This is a genomic window from Neobacillus paridis, from assembly GCF_016765675.1.
Lineage (GTDB): Bacteria > Bacillota > Bacilli > Bacillales > Cytobacillaceae > Neobacillus > Neobacillus paridis.
Map to the genome: position 1 here is coordinate 108,740 of NZ_JAESWB010000362.1, position 12,317 is coordinate 121,056.

Annotated in this window: 9 protein-coding genes; 4 read left to right on the top strand and 5 right to left on the bottom strand. The window is 40.4% G+C overall.

Features of this window, described 5'->3' with window-relative positions; all coding sequences use genetic code 11:
* Nucleotides 1–48: 48 nt before the first annotated feature.
* Nucleotides 49–1,062, bottom strand: a complete 1,014-nt coding sequence (gene argF / locus JK635_RS21350) for an ornithine carbamoyltransferase (protein WP_202655947.1) — start codon at nucleotides 1,060–1,062, stop codon at nucleotides 49–51.
* 342 nt (nucleotides 1,063–1,404) lie between these two features.
* On the opposite strand from argF, the gene JK635_RS21355 reads away from it, so the two are divergent.
* From JK635_RS21355 to JK635_RS21365, 3 genes are all read left to right on the top strand, one after another.
* A complete protein-coding gene (locus JK635_RS21355; RefSeq protein WP_202655948.1) occupies nucleotides 1,405–2,298 on the top strand; it encodes a sulfite exporter TauE/SafE family protein in 894 nt (297 codons plus the stop codon).
* A gap of 202 nt (nucleotides 2,299–2,500) precedes the next feature.
* On the top strand, nucleotides 2,501–4,132 hold the full coding sequence (locus JK635_RS21360) for a PucR family transcriptional regulator (RefSeq protein ID WP_202655949.1): 1,632 nt from the start codon (nucleotides 2,501–2,503) through the stop codon (nucleotides 4,130–4,132).
* A gap of 220 nt (nucleotides 4,133–4,352) precedes the next feature.
* Nucleotides 4,353–5,570, top strand: coding sequence for an MFS transporter (locus tag JK635_RS21365; protein ID WP_202655950.1), 1,218 nt, complete (start codon nucleotides 4,353–4,355; stop codon nucleotides 5,568–5,570).
* Between the two features lie 98 nt (nucleotides 5,571–5,668).
* On the opposite strand, the gene JK635_RS21370 is transcribed toward JK635_RS21365, so the two are convergent.
* From JK635_RS21370 to hcp, 3 genes are all read right to left on the bottom strand, one after another.
* A complete protein-coding gene (locus JK635_RS21370) occupies nucleotides 5,669–7,312 on the bottom strand; it encodes a hypothetical protein (RefSeq protein ID WP_202655951.1) in 1,644 nt (547 codons plus the stop codon).
* A gap of 3 nt (nucleotides 7,313–7,315) precedes the next feature.
* On the bottom strand, nucleotides 7,316–8,137 hold the full coding sequence (locus tag JK635_RS21375; RefSeq protein ID WP_202655952.1) for an ABC transporter ATP-binding protein: 822 nt from the start codon (nucleotides 8,135–8,137) through the stop codon (nucleotides 7,316–7,318).
* 191 nt (nucleotides 8,138–8,328) lie between these two features.
* Nucleotides 8,329–9,621: a hydroxylamine reductase gene (hcp, locus tag JK635_RS21380; protein ID WP_202656001.1), complete on the bottom strand. Its 1,293-nt coding sequence runs from the start codon at nucleotides 9,619–9,621 to the stop codon at nucleotides 8,329–8,331.
* Nucleotides 9,622–9,925: 304 nt separating this feature from the next.
* On the opposite strand from hcp, the gene JK635_RS21385 reads away from it, so the two are divergent.
* On the top strand, nucleotides 9,926–10,444 hold the full coding sequence (locus JK635_RS21385; protein ID WP_202655953.1) for a glycerol-3-phosphate acyltransferase: 519 nt from the start codon (nucleotides 9,926–9,928) through the stop codon (nucleotides 10,442–10,444).
* 431 nt (nucleotides 10,445–10,875) lie between these two features.
* Here the strand turns inward: JK635_RS21385 and JK635_RS21390 are convergent, their stop codons facing one another.
* Nucleotides 10,876–12,057, bottom strand: coding sequence for a NupC/NupG family nucleoside CNT transporter (locus JK635_RS21390; protein ID WP_202655954.1), 1,182 nt, complete (start codon nucleotides 12,055–12,057; stop codon nucleotides 10,876–10,878).
* Nucleotides 12,058–12,317: the final 260 nt, after the last annotated feature.

Here is a 12,317-nt window from a genome sequence, read left to right on the forward strand (position 1 = left end):
TTCTCAAGCCCCTTTCCAATTTAAATGGAACTGTTTTTCTTTTACTTTTTAGACACGCGGAATATAAAGATTACCTAATGTGGCAGCCATTATGGCTTTAATGGTATGCATCCGATTCTCAGCTTGTTGGAATTGACGACCATTTTTTGAGTAAAAAACTTCATCCGTCATCTCCATTTCTGCAACACCATATTTCCCAAAAATTTCCCGTCCAATCGTCGTATCTGTATTATGGAATGCAGGCAGACAGTGGAGTAAGATATAATCGTCATTTCCAACATGTTCTAATAATTCTTTATTTACTTGATATGGTGTTAAGAGTTTAATCCTCGCTTCAAATTGGCCCTCTTCGCCCATAGCTGCCCAAACATTGGTGTAAATAGCATCTGCCCCTCTTACAGCAGCTTTTACATCAGAGGTGATTTCAATGACTGCGCCACTCTTTTCGGCGAAATGTTTTGCAGCATCAATGATTTCAACTTCTGGGAATAACTCTTTAGGTGTGGCAATTGTGACATTGACACCTAGGATCGCGCCGGTAATTAATAAACTATTAGCGACGTTATTTCGACCAGTACCGCTATAAACAAGTTTAAGTCCTTCCAGTTTTCCGAACTCTTCTTTCATTGTCATAAAATCAGCAAGCATTTGAGTTGGATGTTCCTTATCTGTTAAGCCATTCCAAACTGGCACTCCTGAATGTTCAACCAGTTCTTCTACAACTGATTGTTTGAAACCACGGAATTCGATGCCATCAAACATGGATCCTAGGACAATGGCCGTGTCCCTTACAGTTTCTTTTTTTCCTAATTGGATGTCACTTTTCCCCAAGAATTCTGGATGAGCGCCTAAATCAATAGCAGCTACCGTAAAGGCAGCACGTGTACGTGTGGATGTTTTTTCAAACAATAGGCAAATATTTTTCCCTTCCAGATACCGGTGTGGGACCCCTTTCTTTTTCATTTCTTTTAAATGCTCGGCAAATTCAATGAGATACATTAACTCCTCCTTACTGTAATCCTTCGTTGACAATAAACTGCGGCCTTGAAATACTGATTTCATTTTTCTGTCCCCTCTCAAATCTGTTGCTGTGGTGTTTACAATCGCATTATAAGGCGGACTGAATACCTGTTTAAATTAGGCAAAGGTACAAAACACATAGTGAATTATTGTATCTTCTCACATAGCAAACTTGCAGAGAAAGCGTTTTAATAGAGGTATATTAGTAGTATAAAAAGATACAAAATAGATTTACAAAAAGCCGAGATCTGAAAGCATAACGGAACATATAATTTTGATTTTTTTGTACTTCCGATTGGCCTGCTCCCAAAAACAGGAGGACAGGAACAACGAATGTGAGTCCGACGGAAAATTTTTAAAACCAATGAGAAGGAGGGAAGAGCCGTGCTAACAAAAATAGTATTAGGATTGATATTTATTTTGATTGTCTTTTTCACTGTTATTTTTTTAAGGGATATTTCCCAGGCGAGGGCGGCAAACCTGTTGGAAAAGGAAACTAGCTTTTGGAAAATGGGCATTGTCGGTTTTATCGCTTTATTCTTGGATTCATTAGGGATTGGCAGTTTTAACACCATTACACCTATGGTCAAAAACTTTAAATTAACAAAGGATAAAACACTCCCGGGGACATTGATGGTTTCGACTACGATTGGCGGTGCAGTGGAGGCATTCATTTTTGTCACAGCCATTAAAGTCGACCCGACAACATTAATCGTTACAACCATAATGGCATCTTTAGGAGGATTTATTGGCGCAGGGATTATTTCTAAACTGCCAGAAAAGTTCATTCAACTGGCAATGGGGACCGCATTAGCCGTTGTCGCGGCACTCATTCTTCTTGGTCAACTAAAATTAATGCCTGCTGGCGGGGAAGCTATTGGCTTATCAGGAGTGAACCTTATCATTGCTGGTGCTGTCGTGTTTGTTTTAGGGGCTTTGATGAATATTGGGATCGGCTTTTTTGCCCCATGTATGGCGCTTGTTTATGCAATGGGGATGAGCCCTGCGGCAGCATTTCCCATTATGATGGCGGCCTGTGCATTCCTTCAGCCAACTGCCAGTCTCAAGTTTATCAGAGAAGGCACTTATGATAGAAAAGCCTCGCTAGCCATTACGATTTTCGGTGTCATCGGCGCCTTAATCGCTTGCCTTATCGTGAAGTCGATTCCACTAGCCGCTTTAAAATGGATCATCTTAGTAGTTGTACTTTATACTTCGTTGAAAATGTTCAAATCCTATGCAGTGAACAAACACGGTGAAAACTCTACGGTAGCCTAACAAAGTAAATCTATTATTCTATAAGTGCCAGGAAGATTAACCATTGATTTTCTGATTAGATATTCTAAAATTTAATTGAAACACCACATAAAGAGTTTGGATTCAAATTTAAAAAAATAAATACTCTAACGAAATTTGTGAAATATCTCACGTGGGTATTTCAAAATTAAAAAGAAATATTATGTAAAAATGAGTGGTTTTCATGATGAATCTAACAATCGAAGATTTAATGGTTTTAAAAGAATTTAGTAATGCCTATTTGCTTTCAGGTAAAAATGCTTTAACAAAAAAAGTAACTAGCATCACCATTATGGATATACCAACTATCGATGAATGGATCAAACCAAATGAATTATTAATCGTAGGAACTTTTTTTGAAAATACCGTTGATGCAGAATTTATGATAAGGCTAAATGAAAAAAATTGTTCTGGCATCATTACCAAGGAAAAATTCACAAAACATATTTCCGAGGATTTTATTAAATTAGCTAATGAGCTAAACTTTCCAATCATTGTTGTTTCGGATGTTTTTAGCTGGAGCGAGCTAATGACACCGATAACGCAAGCAATCATTAAACTGCAACAACAATTACTTTTGGAGTCTGACCATTTTCAGAGTGCCTTAATTAACTCTGTTCTCATGAACCACTCATTTGAGAACATGTGTACAAGCATTGCACCAGCGATTCATCATTCGATTGCCATTATTGACGAACATAATGAAATTGTTGACGCATCATCTGACTTTGACTGGACAAATGCATTAAGGCAGTTTTCCATCAATAAAAATTCCAGTACTGTTATCGGTTTTGATTTTCAGGATCATCCGATCATGGGATATGTCTATACGCCCAAAAAAAAGAGGGATGCAAATGAATACCAACTGGTCGTTTATCCTATACAGCATAAAAATAAAACAATATCCAATATTTTAATCAAAATCGATGAGAACACTACTTTATTAGAAAAAAGTCTAATCTTAAAAATTCAAAGTTTTGCCCAAATACTCGTATTGAAATATATGATCTATAGCGATATCTATCAAGCAAATCTTTATTATCATGATTTAATACTTGATGAAATCTTAAATCTTACACATTTAACCAGTACACAAAAAATTAAATTTGAACTTACCATTGGCCATCTAATTGAAAATAATTACTACATCAGTATTTTTCAATTGCCAAGCCAAAACAACAAAACAATTCGGCTGGTAGAACAGGAACAAGATATTACAGAGTTTCTGAAAATGAATTATGAAAACTACTCCAAAATTATTGTCTTTATTAAAGATGAGAAATTAATTATTTTTCTGGGGGAATCAATCGACAATCCGGAAAAAGCGATAGAAAAACTACTTAGCCTTTTTCAATATTATTTTTCCTGTAACGACATTTACGCAGGTATTAGCCAATTACAAAGGTTCGAAAAATCATATGTTGGAATGAAAGAAGCAAAACAGGCGCTCAATACCTTAACAAAGATTCATTCTCCGAAAAATTATCAATTTTATACGGAATTAGGCTTTTTACGGCTCCTTACCGATAAAAAGGGGGATATTGATAATATTTATTTCGAAGAATTATTACATTCTTTTATTTACCCTATTATCGATTACGATACCAAAAATAATACACAGCTTTTGGACACATTGAAAGTATTGTTTAAAAACAATCTTTCCAACAAAAAAACAAGTGATGAACTTTACATTCATAAAAATACACTTCGCGCCCGAATGAAGCGAATTGAAGATATTTTATCGATTGACACCACTAATAATGATGACATGCTTAATATGCAGATTGCCTTAAAAATTTATGAATCAATCAATTAAGATAGATTATGCGATTTGAAAGAAACTCCACGGAAAACGAATAACGATATTTTCAACAAGAAACTGTTTCCAGATGTAAAAATTCCCTATTTGGAAACAGTTTCTTTTGATAAATCATGATCCAAAAGCCGACGCTAGTAATTCCTGCCTATTTGCAAAAAAGTTTCGTTATGATAATATTTAGTGATACGAAGTATTTTAATGAAAGAAGTGTTATTCCTTGAATCAACAGAAGAGTGCTAGACGGAATCTGTTGATCATGTGGTTTGCCAACTTCTTTGTCGGCGGCAGCATGACGATGATTCTGCCTTTTATCTCATTATATATAGAGTCGTTTGGTAACTTTTCGGAAAAATATGTCCAGCATTGGGCGGGAATTACTTTCAGTATTACCTTTGTCTCGGCTTTTCTCTTTTCACCGATTTGGGGAAGAATTGGTGACCGTTACGGCCGGAAAAAAATCCTGATTTACTCCGGATTAGGACTGGGGACTTCCATTTTTCTCATGGGCTTTGTCGATTCCGTTATGCAACTATTTATTCTCAGGTTTTTTATGGGCTTTTTCTCAGGGTTTATTTCAATGTCGCAGGCCTTCATTTCCACGCAAACGCCAAGAAAAATTGCCGGTCGTGTCTTGGGGACGCTGCAAACAGGAAGCATCACTGGCTCTTTACTTGGTCCGATGCTCGGAGGCTTAATGGCTGATTCGTTAGGGTTTGCGATGACATTTAGATGGACATCGATTGCGATTTACATCTCTGTCCTGCTGGTTTTCTTTACGAGGGAATACCGCATGGATGTAAATGAAGGAAGCAAAGCACTCTATTCCAGCAAAGAAGTGTTACAACACATTGTCAAAAATCCCGTTTTCTTAACGGTACTGTTGCTGTCTGCGCTGGAGCAAATTGCTCATTACAGCGTGCAGCCAATTTTGTCCTTGTTTGTCAGCGATTTGCATGGAAAAGCCAATGTTGCTTTTTATTCCGGGATTGCCTTTTCCGCGGCAGGGCTGGGGAACTTATTCATGGCGAGAAAATGGGGAGGAATCGCCGACAAGTATGGCTATACTAAAATTCTGGTGATTCTTCTCATCGCAGCCGGTGTAGTCTACATGCCGGGAGCAGCCGTCAATCATTTTTGGCAGCTTGTCGTCATTCGGTTTGTGCTTGGTGTCCTAATCGGCGGCGTTGTCCCGACTAGGATTGCTTATATCCGTCAGGAAGCCCCGATTGAGATGCAGGGAGAGGTTCTCGGCTATAATACTAGCCTACGATTTTTTGGAAATATCGTCGGTCCGATGCTCGGCGGCTTCATCTCCGGCTTCTACGGCTTTTCCGCCGTCTTCATCAGCACCAGTACATTATTAATTGTGAGCGGATTGATCTTATATGCAGCCTCGCATCGGAGTCCGAAGTTGGCCAAACATGCAGCACAGTAGGCGTTATCATTGAATGTTCAAACAGATTAATTTAAGGCCCGAAGCGTTCGGGCCTTTTTTGTCTAACTACCTTGCTATTTTACAAAAATATTCCAATGTCAGGTTTTAACATTCCACATCGTTTTATACGCCAGTTTCCAGGCAAAATAGGTGATCAAGAGCAAAAGTATGAGATATCCCCATACCCCAAATGGAACTAAGGTTGCGGCAAAATGAATCCCGACAAACATCGCAATTCCCAGAGTGGCAAGAAGAATCTTAATACCGCCGCTTTGTTGGGCATCCGCAAACGATTCGGAAAACGGCAGGCTGTCTTTTAAGAATACGGAAAAAATAACCGTAAAGAGGATCGAAGAAACAAACACTACCAAAAGGTCCGGGACCACTCTCCACCCAAAGATGGCGATAAAGATCACGCTCAGGACAAGATACACCGGTAAAAACAGATTGACGATAAACACTTTTAACACCGCACTGAATAAAGGTGCTAGACTAGTCAGCGGTGCCGTTTGGTAGATCCAGGCTCCTTTATATTTTCCCGAGTATTTCAGCATCGCCACCGCACTCGGGATCATCAGGCACGCCATATAAATCGCCAAATACCATTTACTCGCAACTAAAGAAGCATAGGAATTCATGCGAATTTCGTTAAAGATAAACACGAATGGAAAAACAAGTGACAGACCTAAGGCTGGGTAAACCTTTAAGCGAAACTCCCTTTCATTCCGCATCATATGATCGGCAAAGCGGAAAAACACCCTTTCCTCATGACTGCGGCAGACGATCCCGGCCAGCCAATTTTTCCAACGGTTATCTTTGCGTTTCCCTTCCCCGCTTTGACTTGCCAGCTTTTGCAGATTTCGCTCAAAGGAAGGTAACATCCGGCTGTAAATCATCATCATGAGAATCGGCATAACCAAGGCCAATAAGGAAAAGCCTACCAGGTAGCCGCTTGAATCGTGGTTCAAAAACAGCTCAAACGGCGCTCCAAACCATATAGGCGGAATGAGGTAATGCCACCAGCTGGGGGTAAAGGTAATACTTAGATCAACAAACTCAAACGCCCGTGCCAAAATCTGATAGCCGATGGCAATGGTGATTGACAGGCCAATTTGCACATAATTGATGATATCTTTTAGCTTTTCCCCGTCAAAGTACCGTAAGATGAGAAAATAGATAATCGCCGTTAACACAACAATGAATAAGTCGACGAAAACCAGCCCCACCAGTGTCAAAAGTAAATACAACAATCCATGTTTGATCGTCCCGGCAATGATGGGAGCACCGGCGATGGCCGCGGTCAGGAAAAATAAATAGATCGAAATATGGACCGTTTTGGCGGCACTGATCGTTTTTTTATCAACCGGCTTTGTCTGCAGGATCGTCTTATCTTTAAGATCGAGCAGCACATTGGAAAAATCGGAAATCATCGAGGTCATCACCAAAAACATGACGATGCCGAAGAAAATACTCATTTGATAAAGATAATTGTCAAAGAACAGCATAATCGGAATGATAAATAGGCTCAATAAGACATACATCCCCAATGATTTGAGAAAACCGTTTTCTTCCGGCTTATTCTTTTTCTTCGCCTGCTGCTGATTAAAAATGGTCGGTGTTCGGCGCCCATCCATCGTTAATTTGACCGCGAGAATTTTTCGCATAACGGGATAATCAACGCCAAGCCGCTCGAAAAGACCTTTACATAAATCTAAAATTTGTAATGTTCGAAAGTCCTTCATCGCTTACACCCCTTGGACAATCGCGACAAATTCCTCAGCAAGTGCCTTATGCTCATTAAAACCGGTCAGCTGATTAAAGATTTGCTCCAATGTCCCCTCATGATTTTGCTGCTTTAACTCATCGAAGCTGCCATCGGCAACAATGTTTCCATCGTTAATAAGGATGATCCGGTTGCTGATTTTTTCGACGACATCCATAATATGGGATGAGTAGAAAATCGTTTTCCCTTGTGCCGCAAGGACGGCGAGAATTTCTTTGAACACCATGACACTGTTGGCATCGAGACCGCTCAATGGCTCATCCAAGAATAACAAATCCGGGTTATGTATTAAACTGGAAATAATCAGCACCTTTTGCCGCATCCCTTTGGAATAAGAGGCAATCCTTGCGTGGTACACTTCCTCCAAACCAAAAACTTTCATCAGCTGCTGCGCTTTTTGATCGGCCGTCTGAAAGTCCAGCCCATATAGTTCCCCGACAAAGGTCAAATACTCCCGCGCTGTCAAATTATCGTAGAGTTCGGCGACTTCCGGGACATAGCCAATTTTTCGTTTATAATCAACGCTTTGTTCGGTAACTTCTTCACCGAAAATTTCCACCTTCCCGGAGTAGTCGCCTTCAAGCCCAAGAATAATCTTGATCGTCGTGCTTTTGCCGGCACCATTCGGACCAATATAGCCGATAATTTGCCCGCGCTGGACCGTTAAATCAATTCCTTTTAATACCTGTTTGCTTCCATAATCCTTTTTTAGACCCTTTAGACACAATGCAATTTCTTGATTTTGTTCGATCACAATCACCTTCTCTCTCGAAGTTAATTCCATTTTAGCATAATTTTCCTCTGGCTTTTTTAAGATTTTGGAATTTTTACGAACAGTTATGAGGACAGCTCGCGGAGAAAATCTGCCTCACTTGTCCTCATCATGAGGTGAATACAAGTTCTGTCATTCATTGAAAAAAAATAAAAGCGCTAGGATTTCTAGTTTAGTAGAAAACCCCAGCGCTTATTAATAAATTATGCCAGTTGCAGCATTTCTTTCATATCTTCTTGGGCAGTGCCAATGAGTTTTAAATTGAAAGCATCTTGCAGAACCTGCAATACCCCTTCAGAGATAAATTCCGGGGCTTTTGGTCCAATTCGGATATCCTGAATGCCCAAACTGAACAAGCCTAAAAGAATAGCAACTGCTTTTTGCTCAAACCAGGATAACACGATGCTGACCGGAAGTTCATTGATCTCACATTCAAATGCTTCGGCTAGAGCCTTAGCGATTTTAACTGTGGAGACGGAATTATTGCACTGTCCTAAATCAATATATCGTGGAATTTCAGTTCCCGGTACAACACCGTAATCCACATCGTTAAAGCGGAATTTACCGCATGATGTTGTTAAGATAACCGTTTCCGGCGGTAAGGAAGTAGCAAGCTCACGATAGTATTCCCCGCCTTTCCCAGGGGCATCACAGCCGGCAATCACAAAGAAACGTTTGATTTTTCCCGTTTTCACAGCATCGATCACTTCAGGAGCTAAGCCTAAAACCGTTTCGTGGTGGAATCCTGTCAATAAGGTTTCGTCTGAATCAATAGCTGCCTCAGGTAATTCCAACGCTTTTTCAATCAATGGCGAGAAGTCGTCATTGACGATTTTTTGGACATTCTCAAGCCCGGCTACTTCATAGGAAAACATCCGATCGGCATAGGAGCCTTTAATCGGCATTACACAGTTCGTCGTCGCCAAAATGGCCCCTGGGAATTTTTCAAACAGGCGGCGCTGATCATACCATGCTTTGCCGATATTGCCCTTTAAATGAGAATATTTCTTTAATGCCGGATAACCATGGGCCGGAAGCATTTCCGAGTGAGTGTAAATATTGATACCCTTTCCTTCTGTCTGCCTCAATAATTCTTCTAAGGCAAACAGATTATGTCCGGTAACGACAATACAATGACCTTCAATTTTATTTTGGCTGACACGAATCGGTTCCGGGATGCCCAAGCGCTTCGTATGGGCTTCATCAAGCATTTCCATGACGCGCACGGCTGATTGTCCGACCTTCATCGCCATGTCAATATGTTCCTGGACATTAAAGTTTGAGTTCGTCAGCGTCATATAAAGGGCCTCATGGGTTACCGTATCAACGAATGGGTCGGTAAATCCTAATTGGTTGGCATGCGTGCGATAAGCTGCAATCCCTTTTAACCCAAAAATAATCGTGTCTTGGAGGCTGGCAATCGTTTCATCCTTTCCACACACGCCGAGAACTTTGCAGCCGCCTGCAGGAGTTTGTTCGCATTGATGACAAAACATCATTCATCACTCACTTTCTCTTATTTATGTATCGTAAACAGGATAGGAAAAAGATCACTCCCTTGTTGTGATGCAAATCACACTAATTTTAGTTGTTAAAAAATGTTCAAAAAATTATGGTCAATCTTTTGACCAGAAAGATCAAAATATGACCCCCCAGCCAAAAAAATCATTTGAAATCCTCACCATTTAACCGCAAAATAAAGGTAGGGATGTTATAAAATACCAACAACTTAAATGTCCACCCCATGTGGACAATACCGCCAACATGTCCACTTATGTTGTCTGACAGGGAGGGAATAAGTTGTATTTTATTTTTTCATATTTGATTGGTTGTGTAATGTTTGGTTATTGGGTAATGAGGTTGGTTTATCGGGAGGATATTCGTTCGGTTGGAAGCGGGAATGTGGGGGCACGGAATGGGGGGCGTCTGCGGGGGGCACCTGCGTTTGCGGCAATTTTTCTCGGAGATGCCCTGAAAGGTGCTTCCGTTATTCTCCTCGGGCGCTATCTCAACTATGCCGAACCTCTGCTGCTGCTCGGTCTTGGGTTTGCAATTATTGGCCACATCAAACCGATTACGTTGAAATTCAAAGGCGGCAAAGGCGTTTCGACCTTTATCGGCGGGATGCTCGCCCTTGAGCCGTGGCTTGCTTTCGTCATTATCATTAGCTTTCTCGTCCTCTACCCATTCACCAAAAGCTTTACCTTATCAGGTTTGGGGGCATTTCTCGCCATTCCTGCAACCATCATGATAAAAAGCGGAAATTGGCTAAGTTGCGTTATTTCATTATCCTTGTGCTGTTTTGGAAAAATTGCTTGATCTGCTGGAGATGGTCGTGGTGTCAAACACTGATCATGGACAGCTGGAACTTAAGTCAGTGCAATAAGCGTGGGGACGCTTCTTTAGCTTCATTCATCCACAAACTGAAGCAGAAGATACGTCCCCTTCTTTTATCTTACAAAATCTCAATATTGCTTACAAAAATTAGAAATAGAGTGATTCCCCTCTGCAACTTGCATTCTTTTTCTACAAAATCCAAGCAGAATCTAACAAAACCCCTGGGCAATTTTTCACAGTCACAATTCAATTATACAAAACTTGGAATTAAATGGTGCAACTCTGCAAATTGTAGTCCTTTTTTCAAAATTCTAGCCCATTTTTACAAAATTCTTTTTTCCCTCCTTAAAATATGGAAAAGCAGTTTTTTACCTTTACAAATTGCTTTTCCATAATTTATCAAGCCATACGCATTATAAAACAACGCTTACGATGACAGCTGATAAGACACTTACCAATGTCGCACCATATAACAGTTTCAAACCAAATTTGGCGACCACATTTCCTTTTTTCTCGTTAAGACTTTTAACAGCACCGGCAATAATCCCGATCGAAGAGAAGTTGGCAAACGAGACGAGGAATACGGAGATAATCCCCAATGTTCGCGGGCTTAATGTGTTCTCCACTTTGGCCAGGTCCATCATCGCGACAAACTCATTTGTCACCAGCTTGGTGGCCATAATCCCACCCGCTTTTACCACTTCCGAAAGAGGAACGCCCATCATGAGGGCAATTGGGGCAAAAATATAGCCTAAAATTTCTTGGAAAGAAATGCCGAAAATCATCTCAAAAATATTATTAATCGCCGCCATCAAGGCAACGAAGCCTATTAACATCGCACCGACAATCACGGCAACTTTAAAACCGTCCAAAATATATTCTCCTAACATTTCAAAAAAGCTTTGTTTTTCCAAATCCTGAATTTCCAAAAGGTCCTCTTCTGGTTTTACCGTATAAGGGTTAATAATCGAGGCAATGATAAATCCGCCAAATAAGTTGAGCACTAGCGCCGTGACGACATATCTTGGTTCAATCATTGTCATATACGCCCCGACAATCGACATCGAAACCGTGGACATGGCCGAAGCACAAAGAGTGTACAAACGATTAGCCGGCAGTAAGCCAAGCTGTTTTTTCACGGTGATAAACACTTCAGATTGACCAATCATCGCGGATGCCACAGCATTGTATGATTCCAATTTCCCCATGCCGTTCACTTTGCTAAGCAGGATGCCAATGACCTTCATAATCAACGGGAGAAGTTTCAGGTACTGGAAGATTCCAATTAACACGGAAATAAACACAATTGGCAACAGGACGTTCAGGAAGAATGGAGATTCTCCTTTATTGGCAATGCCGCCGAACACGAATGATACCCCGGCGCCAGCATATTCCAATAGTTTACCGAAAGCGCCGGCAAACACCTTGATTAATTCCAAACCGGCCGTTGTATTTAATAATAAAGCAGATAATATCAATTGAATAATGATCATAGTAATAATTGGCTTGATCCGGATATTTTTTCGATTATTACTGACGATGTAAGCTAAGCCAAAAACAACCAGTAAACCAATGATGGCAATGATGTATTTCATGTTGTTGTCCTCCAAAGATGTAAAAATATCTGATGCTGTTGCCTTTCTTCCGCTAGGTGTAAAAAATTTATCCTGCTTTAACGGGCAGGAAGACCTCATGATGATTACGTTTTCATTTACTGCTAAAATTATCCCCAATTTTATCTGTTACTATTTACTAAGGCTTCGCTTTTAACAAAGCGGGCCTGCCTCATTTTTTGACCAGTTCGATGCTGTCTTCCGCTGACAAAACATTTCCGACCTTGAGGCCTTTTTAAAAA

Bases quoted from the DNA above. Each gene is read 5' to 3' on its own strand.
- JK635_RS21375 (WP_202655952.1), bottom strand. From the start codon at position 8,137: ATGGAATTAACTTCGAGAGAGAAGGTGATTGTGATCGAACAAAATCAA.
- hcp (WP_202656001.1), bottom strand. From the start codon at position 9,621: ATGTTTTGTCATCAATGCGAACAAACTCCTGCAGGCGGCTGCAAAGTT.
- argF (WP_202655947.1), bottom strand. From the start codon at position 1,062: ATGAAATCAGTATTTCAAGGCCGCAGTTTATTGTCAACGAAGGATTAC.
- JK635_RS21390 (WP_202655954.1), bottom strand. From the start codon at position 12,057: ATGAAATACATCATTGCCATCATTGGTTTACTGGTTGTTTTTGGCTTA.
- JK635_RS21370 (WP_202655951.1), bottom strand. From the start codon at position 7,312: ATGAAGGACTTTCGAACATTACAAATTTTAGATTTATGTAAAGGTCTT.
- JK635_RS21360 (WP_202655949.1), top strand. From the start codon at position 2,501: ATGATGAATCTAACAATCGAAGATTTAATGGTTTTAAAAGAATTTAGT.